The organism is Pyrobaculum sp., assembly GCF_049971835.1.
In the GTDB taxonomy this organism is placed as follows: Archaea; Thermoproteota; Thermoprotei; order Thermoproteales; family Thermoproteaceae; genus Pyrobaculum.
The window spans coordinates 1-12,599 of sequence record NZ_JBMFKV010000049.1 but is presented as its reverse complement, the minus strand read 5'-3'; the positions used below and the strand labels follow the sequence as shown (position 1 = coordinate 12,599).

Sequence of the window (12,599 nt, the reverse complement as noted above, 5' to 3'; positions counted from 1 at the left end):
TCTTCAGCCACGTCCCTAGCCACGGCTATGTTTACTCTGTCCTTCCTGACACTCATAGAATCTCCCAAATTTCAGATATTTATAGTTAAAAGACGGGAAATAACCAGAGATGGTGCACACCTTTGGACTGACTCAACAAGTTAATTCGCGATCTGTGTATAATTGTCTAAGACACTCCAAATCCGTGTTGTAAGCATTCTACACCATCTCCAATGGAGCCCAGAGAGCTCACAAACCCTACATGCCGCCTATGGAACCGAGCCCCCGCATACGGCGTAGATTCAAACTTGCCGTGAAGACCTGTGTCGAATTCCTCGTATATCCACAACCCACCCTTCTCCTGCCGGAATTCGACGCATGCATCAACGCCGGGGACGGGACGCCCCTTACACGCGGCTCATAAACCATTAGCCCGCGCTTAGCCTCGCGTTTCTGCACCCTAGACACCACATCAATACCTCTAGGTTAACCTAAGCCACAGACCGCTCCAGCTCCCCTCTCAGCTATAGAAATAAATCTAGATATCACTGGCGCCCGACACCACGCTGAGGCTCGTGGAGTTGCCTGTGGAGGACTCCGAGGTCGTCTTTATGCGTAGGTAGGTTATCTTCTAACGGTTGTTAGTAATGTTTTAGATTTTTTCACATAGAGACGCCATGCCTGCGCCACTTGAACCACACGGCGGGCGGCTGGTTTACAATGTGATAGAAGATAGAGACAAGGCGGAGAGCGCCGTGAAGGGCCTCGCCAGATTGGAGATAGAGCCGACCCTCGGCCCGGACGGCGCGCCGATCCGCAACTCCTACCGCGAGATTATGTCCATCGCATACGGCTTCTTCAGCCCCGTGGAGGGCTTCATGACGAGAAACGAGGTGGAGAATATTTTAAAGGAGAGGCGCCTCCTAAGCGGCTGGCTCTTCCCATTCCCGCTGGTGTTCGACGTGGATGAGGAGAGGTTCAAGTCGCTGGGGGTTAAAGAGGGCGACACCGTGTTGCTCACCCTCAAGGGCAAGCCGTTTGCCACGTTGAAAATCGAAGAGGTGTGGAAGCTCCCGGACCGCAAGGAGTTCGCCGACGCCGTCTTCGGAACCCCCGAGCGCAACAAGGAGGTGGTGAAGAAGAGGTTCGATGAAAAACACCCCGGCTGGCTGATATACCGATCCATGAAGCCCATCGCCCTGGCGGGGAAGGTCACAGTGGTGAACCCGCCGAGGTTTAAAGATCCCTACAACAGGTTTTGGATGCCGCCGCACGTCTCGCGGGAGTACGTGGCTAAGAAGGGGTGGAAGATCGTGGTTGCCCACCAGACGAGAAACGTGCCGCACATAGGCCACGAAATGCTTATGAAAAGGGCCATGTTCGTCGCCGGTTGCGACAGGCCGGGAGACGCCGTGCTCGTAAACGCAATTATAGGGGCCAAGAGGCCGGGGGACTACGTAGACGAGGCCATCCTGGAGGGCCACGAGGCCCTTAACAAATTCGGCTACTTCCACCCAGACCGCCACGTGGTTACCATGACTCTGTGGGATATGCGCTACGGGAACCCGCTGGAGTCGATACTGCACGGAATCATTAGGCAGAACCTCGGCGCGACGCACCACATGTTCGGCCGGGACCACGCCGCCACGGGTGACTACTACGACCCCTACGCCACGCAGTACCTCTGGACGCGGGGCCTCCCCAGCTACGGCATCAACGAGCCGCCTCACGTGACGGACAAGGGGCTGAAGATACGCCCGGTGAACCTCGGCGAATTCGCCTACTGCCCCAAGTGCGGCGAGTACACGTACCTGGGCATGTCTTACGGCGACTACAAGGAGGTGGCCCTCTGCGGCCACACGCCGGAGAGGATATCCGGCTCCTTCCTCCGAGGCGTCATCATAGAGGGCCTCAGGCCGCCGAAGGTGGTCATGAGGCCGGAGGTGTACGACGTTATTGTAAAGTGGTGGAGGGTGTACGGCTACCCCTACGTCACGGAGAAGTACCTCAAAATTAAAGAACAGGAGCTGGAGGTGGAGCTATGACGTACAAAATCGGGTTGCTGATAGACGAGAGGCGCTACGAGGCTATTAAAGACACGCCGCTGGCCCAGAACCTCAAGTCTATGTTCGGCGGGGAGATAAAGATACTGGAGGTGGACGTCGACGAGGAGATCGCGAAGAGGATACTTGCCGAGTTCCCCTCGGCTAGGGTAGACGCCAGGGGCTTCCTCGAGGACCTCCCAGTGGCGTTCAAGAAGGCGCTGTTCGACGCCATTGCCCAGACTAAGAGGGCTGATAAGACGGCGTTTGAAAAAGTGTTTGAAAAAATAGACGCCATTAAGGAAGCGGCGCGGAAAGAGAAGGAGTACGTACCTCCACCTTGAGCCCCGGGGCGGGTAGCAACATCTTTTTTAGATACGCCGAGTGCCTCACAACGAATACGTGGATTTTCCCGTCTTTCTCGGTTTTTATGGGGGCGCCCCTGAATTTTTTGAGGGCCTCGTGTAGCGGCGAGCCGGCCAGTTGCGGTGGATATTCCACACTGTATAAAGCGATATCCTTATCGGCCAGCGGCTCGAAGAACAGCTCTTTCAAAAACTCATCTCCATTATATCAGTTACTATCTCAGGAATCCTAAGATAATTTAATGTTTGTTTCAACTCTCTGATACCCCTTGCGCCCAAGATCGAATAATATCTAGCGGCCTCATACGTCAAGGGGCGAATAACTACGTATAGAAATTTTTTCGGCACTGCACGTTACCTTTATGCTCTCTGGGCGTCTCGGGGATACGGAGATGCTGGGCGTAAGCGGCACCGTAATGCGCATGGGCAACTCACTTGGAGGACCACCGCCGCGCCCTCCCAGATACGTATTGAGGACATCGACACATATCAGAGCCCTCACAAGGGCGGGACCGGCCTCGACCAGACCGTGCGTAGGAACTCACTCCTTTTGATTCAGTGATGCCGACTCGCCCTGGAGACTCGAACATCTTCTTCCATCTTCTCTCGATATTTTCTACCCCCGTAACCTCAAGATATAGTTGTATGCCGAGTAGGCCGCTACGGCCCCCTGCGCCGCGGCTATCTGTATCTGTTTAAACCCTCTGGACATCGCCGTGGTGCAGTCCCCGGCCGCATAGATGCCGGGGATATTCGTCTCCATGGCCTCATTTACTTTAACATAGCCGTCTTCGGTGAGTTCTAGGCCGACGCGTCTGAAAAAATCCACGGGCGTCTCCGCGCCTATTTCGATGAAGATGCCGTCAACTGGCAGTTTTTCTAACTCACCGCTGTCTATTCTCTTAATTACCGCCTCTCTAAGCATTTTATCGCCTCTGAGTTCAACCACCACGCGGTTCCACAAGATCTCTATCTTCCCGCTTTTAGAGAGGAGCTTTTGGTAATGCGGCCTCGCCCTCAGCCTATCCCTTAGTAGATCTTAGAGGCGTATTCCGCAAGCAACAAGGCGGCCTGCGCCGCCGAGACCCCTCCTCCCACAACGGCGACTGTTTTGCCCCTAAAGAGAGGGGCGTCGCAAGGAGCGCAGTAGCTCACCCCCTCGCGTTAAACTCCTCCTCCCCCGGAACGCCGAGCTTCCTCCTCCGCTCCCCCACGGCGATTATCACCGTGACAGCTTCCAACATCTCGCCGCTATCCATTGTCACAACAAATCTATTGTCTATCTGCCGGATATTCTCAACTTTTCCCAGTATAATAGGGGCGCACTACAGCTAATCAGATTATAACTTTTTCCACCTCATTTGGCGAGCTGTTAGAGGCTGTTACCGTGTTAACTGCCGTAAGGGAGCGGTGGAGGAAGTAGCCCCAAAGCCCTTGGCAATAGTGGTGAAAAACCACGCCTAGGCGGCAGTATTCTTGAAGGCGTGGCTCTGCACTATACCTGTGGCAATAGTCATTTTTCAAGAATTCATATCGCTCCTAAGGCGGTTTGGCCAAGCCGCTACGCGGTCGCTATTTACGTATAGCAATTGTTTAAGCTGAAGTGGCGCCTCTCGTACTAGCGGGGCCCGCCGCCCTAAGTATACGCCTTCGTGGTGTCGTAGCTATTTGCATATACAAACAAGTTATCTTGTTTGCACTCTCTCGACTATTTCTTTTACTAGCTTCTCCACCCGCTTTAGGGCCTCGGCCACCTGCTCCGCGGTTGCCCACCCCTCGTAGAAGTTTATGTGCATGGAGTTTGCTTGTGCCCAGGCGTCGTGTACCCAGTTGCCCAGCTCATCGGCAATCTTCTTGGCGTAGCGCCACAGCTCTCCGTGTGACGCCAGTCTAACGCCGTCGCGCCAGTAGGCGTAGGCCTTCACAGCCAGCGCCGCCGCCCCCCAAATCTTCTCACTAGCCTGCCTCAAATCGCCAGCCCTCAGCTCCTCCCCCGCCGCCCTCAGCAGATCTAAGGCAACTTCGGCGTACGCCCTAGCCCTCCCCGGGGGGTCTGTGTTTGAGAGGGCTATTTCGAGCAGATAATCTTCAAGCGAGACAGCCTCAGACTCGGCCAACGCCCTCAGCCGCCTAGCTAACGCGGAGGGTAGGTAGATTGCCTCCACATCCACAGAATATTCCAGTTTTTATAAGCTCGTACAGAGCTCCACCCGACCCTCTTGCCGCCGGGCCTCTTGACGTGGAGCAGGTGCTTAGCTAGATTTCGCACATCTTTACTGGCCCCCCACCCGCGAAGCCGAAAAAAGCGCCCACCTGCGTACTTACCGAGCCTCGGCGGTGTACAGCATCAGCGCCCTTTCTTTCAACCGTCCGGTGGTTGGGTCGACCTCCAGCTCCAGCACCTCTAGAGTCGTCACTCCGATGAGCACCTTATCAATCACGTCTGATATCAAGACGGGGACCACCTCGCCGCGGCCGGCGATCTCCACGTAGGCCCTCCCCCGCTCCATTTCTATTACTCCAGCACCTGTCTCTACCCTCGACACGGCGTGGGGCTTTATCCCGAGCTCCTCTGCCAGCCACCTCGGCAACACGGTCAAAGTAGCCCCGGTATCCACCAGCGCCTTCACAGACCTACGCGCCGTACCCTCTAAATTTGCAACAATAGCCTCAACCCAGATATGACCCACGAATCTTTTAACGAGTTTAAAAGTAAATTTTCCCTATGTCCCAGCCGCGTATTTACCGTGTTTTTTCACCATCTCGCCAATCGGCTACTCCAAATACCTAGCTGAGGCGGCACACTGCCAAGTTCAGCATTGTGGGAGGGGAGGCGGCGAGAGAGCATTTCTCGGCCTCCAGTTAGAAATGTAACAGCTCTCATGCGGTTAATAAGTATCCCGCAATTGCTAATCCATTAGCCGCAAATATATGGTTGAAGTTTATCCAAACCTGTTTAGTAGGTAAGGTGGAGTAGTTCCGGCGGTCATGGTAGCAATTGCTAAAAACGCGTAGCAACGTGGATTAGATACGCCGCGTAGGAGAAGTTGCAGATAGATCTGAGCATAGGACCCCGTCGTGGAGTTTAGCAAAGAGGCTAGAAATAATACAAGTGGCCCGCTTTATGGCCTCGTCAGTCCGTGGATTTTAATTACCACCGGTAATAGGGAGCCGCAAGCAAGGCAGAGATAAGTAAAGGCTTTGCTAAAGACGAGACGCAGTAGGCTAAAAGCCCTAATACATACCAATGCTCTGGTTGCTTCAAAGAGCGGAACGCATAGACGACGCCCTCTGCCTACTCTTACTAAGGAGATATGCATGTGCGACAAAGAGCCGCGCCTGCTGAGATCTACGCCGTGTAGAACTCCCAACAAGGCGGCGTACAGTAGGGAAAAATCCACAGGTCTTAGGAGAGGCAGAAGCTGTCTGTAGAGGAGTCGCCCAGAGCCTCACTTGGCGAGCCCTAGCATTGCCGAAATCTATGAAGAAGTTTTTATTAAGCTCTACGTTTACCTTCTAGCTGATAAGGCGGAGTAGAGGCACTCTTGCTAAATGCCTCGCCGTGTTGTAGGTGGAGAGGTTTGAAGCTACTAGTAACGGCTCTTTCACTTTTGCCCTCCCTAGGCCTTTCTCCATTAGCGAGTATCGCCGCGGAAGGGCGCAACATATGTATATTGCGAATTGTCTCCCTGAGCTCTTGGGAGATATCTCTGTCTGTTTAAAGTATTACGTAAAAGCGGTGGTTTATACCACTGTTAGCGACACTCTTCAAATCTGTACTTAACACGAATACTTTTTTCTTTAACTCTAAATTCTACATTTAGGGGTTCTATACATAAACCTCTGAAAAACCCATTGAGATATCTTGCAACATATTCTTGTAATACAGGATCTTCAATAAAATTGCTAACGGGGGCGTTTTTCATTTCGACTACGTCGCCATGTATTTCAACAATTCCGTATCCGCCGAATTTAGCAACTTCTCTAAGCCCTTCAAGTGCTTCTTTTGGTGTATTCCAGCCCATACTCTCTCTTGTAGACTTCCCCATGGCATAACCAAGTCTTTCTACTAGAATAACAGCACTGTCCCCCACGAGGTTTCTTAATTCTGAGACTAATGCTAGTAAGGAGCTTGCAGGCGTCGCCACGATTCTCCCTCCGCGGTACTCCATAACGCCGCTGTCCAGATCGAGTCTTACCTCGCCTTTTAATAATTTTCTAAGTGCTGTGAAGAACTCCATTATATTATTTCAGAAATTTTTGTCTGTAGCCTTTCCATTTCTAATAGTATTAATCCAAGATTTGCATTAGGATTTGCCAAGGCTAGTAAATATAAATCCTTTACTCTATATACGATTAGGTTTTTATGTTCATATGTCAATATGGCATATCTACTGCTACCGATCTTCAACTCTTCTCCTAATCTTTTTAAGCTACCTGCCGCCAGTGCCCACATAGCTGATACTAATTTTGGATCTCCCGTCGGCAGTACATACGCCACTGGTAAACCGTCGCCTCGCGAAAGCACGACGCCCGTCACATCGCCCCCGCTACGCGCTAAAAATTCAGAAAGTAAATCTCTAATTCTACTTTCAATAGGCAGTGCCACAGCTTACTGAGATTTTATATATTTATTTTTATTGGTTAGTTTCTCCGCCATTTCAATAGCTACGCCTATCTCCTCTGCGTCAAAAATTACCACTTCGCCTCTAGAAATAACCACAGCTTTACCTCCTCCTATAAATACGGCAAGCTCCTCCACCTCTCCTACCACTCTGGCCGCCGCCACTGGCGAGACGCGTCTGGGAAAGCCTTCTCTATCAAGATATAGTTTAAATACATGCTCGTTATGGACGACACAGAATTCTTCAAAATCTCTCCTCACCTCTGCCTCCACTACCACCTCCTCGCTACATATGGGGCATTTCACAACTACTCTAACCATATAAATTTAATTCATTTCTCGTTTTATGAGTTTTGCAGTTATTCAAGGGGATTCTATTTTAGAAACACATATAGAAAAACAGCATCTTATGAAAATACTACAGCTTTTTAAAAAAGCAAAAGAACATATTAATGTAAAACAATTTTACATCTCTACTGGCGGCGAGAAATATGTAGGAATTGTTAAAGACGATTTAATTGTAGTAATAAAAGTAGGCGAAATGCCCGTGGGCGTCGCGTTGCTAGAAGCCGAAAAAATCCTTTTCAATTTCCTCAATAAGCCTAAAAGCTAAGTAATCCAGTTGCTCTATATCGCTTGGGCGCGAGACTATACAAACAGCTACCTTCTCCCCCTTTCTTGTAACAACTATATATTTATCAAAGATTAAGTCAACGCCAAGGAGAGAGCTTCTCAACACCTCTTCGCCAGACTTAAGTTTTGATAAAGCCGAGGAGAGGAAAATAGCGCCTTCTTTCTCCAACCCCACAGACTCAACAAGTATGCCATTTTTATGGAACACAGCTATGCCGATAATAACATCGGGGTGGTCAGATAAAGCTCTTTGCAGAACCTCTCGAAGCCTCACGGGGAAAAATATTTCGCATCATTTAAAAAAGTAGTAAAGACTGAGAGCTACACAACTGACATCTACGAAACTCTGTATCAATTATCAAGCTCGGCGCTGTAGCGGATAGGAAAAGTATTATCTTATCTTAACTGTGTAGAATGGCGTACTGTATAGAGAAGAGGGGCTATGTAGCACGAGATGCCCCATAAGCGTGCCAAAATTGTGGAGATGCCAAATAGAAAAATAAAGCGTGAGGATTCGAGTTCCATCGCGACGACGCGCCGATATTATGCATACAGAAGAGGCGCCGGGAGAGGCTTCCTCCTCTCCCCACAGCTCTGGCCTCCCTTATTTCACTACCACTTCTGCATTCTCCTTGGCTTAACAAAGGAGGTTTTTTCTTGATTCAATAAATGTAGGCGGGAGTTGTGAGGCGTCTCCAGATATTATTCACATGAGTAGAATTATGCAACACTGAAAGAGTTGAATGAGGGGTACCGAGACTACCTCTAGATAGAGGCTAAGTACTAATACAGCGAAATGGTGAAGCCAGGACTAGAGCCGCCGTTAATTCATAAACAGGGGGTGTCTCTACTCACATGGGCCTGCAGTAGCCCGCTCCGTCTCCCGCGAGGGCTCCGGGAGGCGAAGCTGTGCTTAAAACACGATGCCGAAGGGGCGGCGCCAACCCTCCGGGCGGCCCCGCCGAGGCACGCCGAAATGCCAGCCCGGGCCCCATACCCCCCGGGACGCCCGGAGAGTTGAAAGGGGTATAGTGTAGATGTAACTTTTCTCTCTAGGATATAGACATCTTGAAGTAGAGGAAGCATTTGTTTCCACTTGTAAGATAGAGAAATGGGCTATTCTCCTCTATAAGGGGATGTCTAGCCCCCACTGGCGATGTCATCTAGGGGGAGAATAACTTTCATGACGTGGGGAAGATTTATTTTTCGCAAATTCCCCATCGTCGTGGAATACTTCGGCATGGACTTGCTAGTGCTAGCCGTGGTATTTACCGTGGCCTCAATTCCAATGGGAGCCTTTGCTTATGGCTTCTCCTCAATATCTACGCCGCTCCTTTTGCTAGCGGGTTATACAAATAGGCAATTCGCCCCACTTCTAAATTTCATTGAGCTTTGGCAAAATCCATTATTGCTATATCTGGATAGGAGAAGTATAACTGCTAAGGCACTTGGCCAAGCATTACCTATAAGTCTAGGCATCGTGCCGGGCACCTTAGTGGGCGCCCTATTGCTTAAATCCGCTGACCCATCTCTCCTCAGGTTGGCCACGTTCCTTGTATTAGCCCCGTTGGTGCTGGCCCAAGCCGCTGGCATCAGAAGGCCCCTTGGTGACTGGCGGCTATTAGCCCCTCTGGGGTTTCCCATAGGGGTGCTCTACGGGGTGACCACAATCTCGGGCCCGCCGCTGGCCATGATCCTAAACAATAACGGGCTGGTCAAGGGAGAGTTTAGGACGGCCATGGCCGTAATTAGGACTGTGGAATCCACGGCAACGTTCATAAGCTACTTAACGCTAGGCGTCTTTAAACCAGCTGTCGTTTACCTAGCGGCCCTCGTGGCGCCCGTAATCGTTGCCTCTATGATTATCGGCCAAGTCGTAGCTCGCATGGCGCGTCCTGAGGACTTCAGGAGGCTGACCATGAGCTTCGACGCATGGGTGATAGGCTACGGCTTAATGGAGGCTCTGGGCCACTGGCTACCCTTTGCCCTCATAGTCATCGCAGATCTAATACTCCTCCGGTATTACATCACCGTTCAGAGACCAAGAATTATCAAAGGGGAGAATTCACCTATATAGCCTCAAGAGACTACGGGAGTCAGGGAAAGACTCCTAAACAAAACTCATTTACAGACGTCGACATATATCTTATTGAGATCTCCTGAACGCATTGCCAGATCCCTCGTCAAGATGCAGATGAGCCTAGCCGCCGTCGAGTCGTCTGGCACGTTAGATATCACGGCCTCTGGGTCGGGGCCGTTGTATTGATACCTATGTAGCTCCAGCGCGAGAAATGTGTTTTTCAACACCTCCTCGCCGAACCTCCGCGACAGCAACGCCGCGACCTCGGCCATCCTCGTAGTAGGCATCACGGCGATTACCACATCGACGTCCTCGACCTCCTCCACCTCCTCCCCCCTACGCAACCTAGCGACGCCGGGGAACCTAGCCTTCAGCATATCCCTCCCCTCCACCGCCAGAGCCGCCAGGTACGCCTTCCAGCACTGAAAAGCCTTGCCAGCGGCGTTTCTCACCAAGCCCCCGGAGAGGAACTCCAGCGCTAGTCTACACTCTATCTCAGCCTCCCTCATACGCGCCTCCCTATACCGCCCAGGATCTCTCCAAGGCTTAGCCAATACTGGGAACTCCACGCTACCGACGCGGCTTCCTCTTATAAATTTGACGAACCCCACCGCCCTACCCCTCGGCGCTCCTTGAGGCGGCTATAGGCCCCCCTAACCCATCTTGGTGAGGGCTGATCTGGGCCGGCGCGGCGAGCCTTTCAGCTTCGAATACCGCCCTCCCCCTCTCCTCTAAGGCCTTTTCGTCAACTGTGGATAGAGCTAGCTTGACGGCCTAGGCGTTCTGCTAAAGAGACTTCCATGCGTAGGTGGCCGCGAACACCGCGGTCGCTGGCGGGGCCCTCCTATATACCCAAGTGTTGAGGGCTTTCGAGCTATAGGTAGGCCGGGACGGCTGAGCGATCCTACCGCCCGCCTTCCCTCTTCAGCTCCTCGACGATCTCTAGATATTTTTCGACTATTTGGCGCCCCCTTTGGGTAAGCCTCAAGACCCTCCTGACGCCGGCTATGGTTATGGCTTTGCGCGACTCCACGAGGCCGCGGGACGCCAGGGCCTTCAGATGGCCGTGGACTGTGCTCTTGGAGAGCCCCACCGATCTGACCAGCGTGGCGAAGGTGACGTAGCCGTCCACGTAGTACAGGGCGAGCAGTATGCCGAGACGCACCGAGTTTGTCAAGTCCTCCTCCTGGAGCAACTTTATCAACTCCGTGATTCTAGAGCTCCGAGAGGGAGGCGGCTCCTGCATAAGCCCAGATTATGCCTATTGCGAAGTATAGGGCGTTGTAGAGGTAGCTGAGTGCCATCAAGATCGGGAAGGAGAGGAGCGCCAGGTGGTCGTAGAACCTCGGCTTTAGTACTCTGAACACTGTGAGGTAGAGGAACGCCGCCACGGCCGTGCCGTAGGCGCCGTTTGCCAGCGCCCCGACCTCCGGCCTAAGAAGTGCTAAAGCTACCAGGAAAGTCAGCACTGCGATCAAGACGGCCCAGCCCGGGCGTTTCCCGGCTTGAAGCTTGGCCGCCCTCGCGGCGAGGGCGAATATGCGGGCGGTTACGGCAACGTATACAGCGATTAGGGCGATGAACACGGCGTACATCGCCGTGGCGGATGCGCCAAGGTCTTCGCTTGCGGCGAAGGTCAGTGCTCCGCTCATGGGAAATGTGGACCACAACACGTAGTAGAGCCCCATAGCCCTTCTTAGTACTCTCTTTACTATGGCGTTCGCGATTTCCCGGGGCCTCTCAACGACGTCGGCGCTCATGCCCCCTCCCTCTCCTCGGCCGGTGGTTTGTAGGTTATCTTCCCCACGGCGAGGGCCGCCACTGCCAGCAAGGCGAGGGTCCAGAGGATCACGGAGGCGAGGCAGAGCCCCAGCGGCACGGAGTTGTTGGAGAGCGGGGGAGGCTTTGCGAGCGCCACGTTGGGCACGGTCCCCGTATAGGCGTAGACGCCGAGGTATACCAAGGCTGAGAAGGGGCTGGAGACCAGTAGCCATTCGGGCAGGGCGCCGTAGAGCGCCGAGAAGGCGAAGAAGAAGAACAGCAACATTGGCGTGAAGGATATGGCTCTGGAGTACTTAGGCGCGGCGCCTGCGGCCGCCGCCAGCGCGGTCGAGAGGGCGGTTACGAAGACGGAGGCTAGGACGGAGACCCCGGCGAACTCTACCGCGTTCACTAGAGAGGCGGGCAGCACATCGGGGAGACCCACGTCGAACCCGCTGTGCCTAAGGCCGCCGGCCATCACCAACACCCCCGTTGCGATGAGAGTAGCGTCTAGGACGAGCGCCGCCGCGAGGGCGGACAGGAAGAGCGACAGCGTTATCTTGCGTGGTGTGGCTCTGCCGAATCTAATGAGGTAGGGATACGCCGCGGTGCTGTAGAGGATGGTCGCGACGACGCCGACGCCCGCAACCGTGGGGAGGTAGGCGACGCCCTCGGAGAGCCACACAGCTGTATAGGACCTCGCGAACTCGCCTACGGGCGCGGAGGGCGGTAGCTGGAAGCCGCGCGGGTAGACGTAGGCCCCCAGCGCTATCCAGAAGGCCCACCAGGTGGGGCCCCAGAAGAGCATCTGCCTATTCCTCAGGTAGCTCTTGGAGAGGTAGCCTAGGTAGCCCATGGTCACGCCGAGTATATCATATCTATCGTGGCCATGTCGCCGAGCCTCCTCCCGGCGCCTCTGCGCAGAGAGTACTTCACGCCGCCTATCTCCAGAACCGCCGCGGCGTCTCCGTGTACCCCCTCTGAAAGTCCCAGCTCCATGAGCTCGCCCGCGGCGAAGGGCCCGTAGATCCTCCCCTCGACTAGGAGGTACGCGTCGAACTCCGGCATGGCTCTCAACGCGCCGAGGTCGTGGGTAGCCACCAGCCCAACCTCGC

The 12,599-nt window shown here is 53.4% G+C and carries 16 protein-coding genes and 1 pseudogene; 4 read left to right on the top strand and 13 right to left on the bottom strand.

Annotation, left to right across the window (positions count from 1 at the left end; all coding sequences use genetic code 11):
• Positions 1-656: 656 nt before the first annotated feature.
• Positions 657-2,024: a sulfate adenylyltransferase gene (sat, locus tag ACP5J3_RS06005; protein WP_428494843.1), complete on the top strand. Its 1,368-nt coding sequence runs from the start codon at positions 657-659 to the stop codon at positions 2,022-2,024.
• Positions 2,021-2,365 carry a DUF6955 family protein gene (locus ACP5J3_RS06000; RefSeq protein ID WP_428494842.1) on the top strand — a complete coding sequence of 115 codons (345 nt, stop codon included), beginning with the start codon at positions 2,021-2,023 and terminating at the stop codon, positions 2,363-2,365. Before sat ends, ACP5J3_RS06000 begins: the two co-directional genes overlap by 4 nt.
• A 637-nt stretch (positions 2,366-3,002) precedes the next feature.
• Here ACP5J3_RS06000 and ACP5J3_RS05995 read toward each other — a convergent pair.
• The 7 genes from ACP5J3_RS05995 to ACP5J3_RS05965 all read right to left on the bottom strand — a co-directional run bounded on the left by ACP5J3_RS05995 (position 3,003) and on the right by ACP5J3_RS05965 (position 7,331).
• A complete protein-coding gene (locus tag ACP5J3_RS05995; protein WP_428494841.1) occupies positions 3,003-3,350 on the bottom strand; it encodes an NAD(P)/FAD-dependent oxidoreductase in 348 nt (115 codons plus the stop codon).
• 65 nt (positions 3,351-3,415) lie between these two features.
• The gene (locus tag ACP5J3_RS05990) at positions 3,416-3,541 is read right to left on the bottom strand and encodes a hypothetical protein (protein WP_428494840.1); all 126 of its coding nucleotides are present in this window, start codon (positions 3,539-3,541) and stop codon (positions 3,416-3,418) included.
• Positions 3,542-4,071: 530 nt separating this feature from the next.
• Entirely contained in the window at positions 4,072-4,557 is a 486-nt protein-coding gene (locus ACP5J3_RS05985) for a PaREP1 family protein (RefSeq protein WP_428494839.1), read from the bottom strand.
• Positions 4,558-4,707: 150 nt separating this feature from the next.
• Positions 4,708-5,076 (bottom strand): aspartyl protease family protein, encoded by a 369-nt coding sequence (locus ACP5J3_RS05980; RefSeq protein ID WP_428494838.1) that lies wholly within the window; start codon positions 5,074-5,076, stop codon positions 4,708-4,710.
• A 1,065-nt stretch (positions 5,077-6,141) separates the two neighbouring features.
• Entirely contained in the window at positions 6,142-6,627 is a 486-nt protein-coding gene (locus tag ACP5J3_RS05975; RefSeq protein WP_428494837.1) for a hypothetical protein, read from the bottom strand.
• Entirely contained in the window at positions 6,627-6,995 is a 369-nt protein-coding gene (locus ACP5J3_RS05970) for a roadblock/LC7 domain-containing protein (protein WP_428494836.1), read from the bottom strand. Before ACP5J3_RS05970 ends, ACP5J3_RS05975 begins: the two co-directional genes overlap by 1 nt.
• 3 nt (positions 6,996-6,998) lie before the next feature.
• A complete protein-coding gene (locus tag ACP5J3_RS05965; RefSeq protein WP_428494835.1) occupies positions 6,999-7,331 on the bottom strand; it encodes a hypothetical protein in 333 nt (110 codons plus the stop codon).
• Positions 7,332-7,356: 25 nt separating this feature from the next.
• On the opposite strand from ACP5J3_RS05965, the gene ACP5J3_RS05960 reads away from it, so the two are divergent.
• Entirely contained in the window at positions 7,357-7,623 is a 267-nt protein-coding gene (locus ACP5J3_RS05960; protein ID WP_428494834.1) for a hypothetical protein, read from the top strand.
• On the opposite strand, the gene ACP5J3_RS05955 is transcribed toward ACP5J3_RS05960, so the two are convergent.
• Positions 7,573-7,917, bottom strand: a complete 345-nt coding sequence (locus tag ACP5J3_RS05955) for a hypothetical protein (RefSeq protein WP_428494833.1) — start codon at positions 7,915-7,917, stop codon at positions 7,573-7,575. The two genes, ACP5J3_RS05960 and ACP5J3_RS05955, sit on opposite strands and share 51 nt — an antisense overlap.
• A gap of 951 nt (positions 7,918-8,868) precedes the next feature.
• Between ACP5J3_RS05955 and ACP5J3_RS05950 the strand changes: the two genes are divergently transcribed.
• Positions 8,869-9,720, top strand: a complete 852-nt coding sequence (locus ACP5J3_RS05950) for a TSUP family transporter (protein WP_428494832.1) — start codon at positions 8,869-8,871, stop codon at positions 9,718-9,720.
• 44 nt (positions 9,721-9,764) lie between these two features.
• Here ACP5J3_RS05950 and ACP5J3_RS05945 read toward each other — a convergent pair whose 3' ends face one another.
• From ACP5J3_RS05945 to ACP5J3_RS05925, 5 genes and pseudogenes are all read right to left on the bottom strand, one after another.
• Entirely contained in the window at positions 9,765-10,292 is a 528-nt protein-coding gene (locus ACP5J3_RS05945) for a PaREP1 family protein (RefSeq protein WP_428494831.1), read from the bottom strand.
• Between the two features lie 335 nt (positions 10,293-10,627).
• Positions 10,628-10,927 carry a transcriptional regulator gene (locus ACP5J3_RS05940; protein WP_428494830.1) on the bottom strand — a complete coding sequence of 100 codons (300 nt, stop codon included), beginning with the start codon at positions 10,925-10,927 and terminating at the stop codon, positions 10,628-10,630.
• Positions 10,928-10,937: 10 nt separating this feature from the next.
• Positions 10,938-11,483, bottom strand: coding sequence for a hypothetical protein (locus ACP5J3_RS05935; protein WP_428494829.1), 546 nt, complete (start codon positions 11,481-11,483; stop codon positions 10,938-10,940).
• A complete protein-coding gene (locus tag ACP5J3_RS05930; protein ID WP_428494828.1) occupies positions 11,480-12,340 on the bottom strand; it encodes a hypothetical protein in 861 nt (286 codons plus the stop codon). Before ACP5J3_RS05930 ends, ACP5J3_RS05935 begins: the two co-directional genes overlap by 4 nt.
• Before the next feature lie 2 nt (positions 12,341-12,342).
• Positions 12,343-12,599, bottom strand: a pseudogene (locus tag ACP5J3_RS05925) (ATP-binding cassette domain-containing protein); the annotation flags it as partial.

Bases quoted from the DNA above. Each gene is read 5' to 3' on its own strand.
- sat (WP_428494843.1), top strand. From the start codon at position 657: ATGCCTGCGCCACTTGAACCACACGGCGGGCGGCTGGTTTACAATGTG.
- ACP5J3_RS06000 (WP_428494842.1), top strand. From the start codon at position 2,021: ATGACGTACAAAATCGGGTTGCTGATAGACGAGAGGCGCTACGAGGCT.
- ACP5J3_RS05975 (WP_428494837.1), bottom strand. From the start codon at position 6,627: ATGGAGTTCTTCACAGCACTTAGAAAATTATTAAAAGGCGAGGTAAGA.
- ACP5J3_RS05965 (WP_428494835.1), bottom strand. From the start codon at position 7,331: ATGGTTAGAGTAGTTGTGAAATGCCCCATATGTAGCGAGGAGGTGGTA.
- ACP5J3_RS05960 (WP_428494834.1), top strand. From the start codon at position 7,357: ATGAGTTTTGCAGTTATTCAAGGGGATTCTATTTTAGAAACACATATA.
- ACP5J3_RS05935 (WP_428494829.1), bottom strand. From the start codon at position 11,483: ATGAGCGCCGACGTCGTTGAGAGGCCCCGGGAAATCGCGAACGCCATA.
- ACP5J3_RS05930 (WP_428494828.1), bottom strand. From the start codon at position 12,340: ATGGGCTACCTAGGCTACCTCTCCAAGAGCTACCTGAGGAATAGGCAG.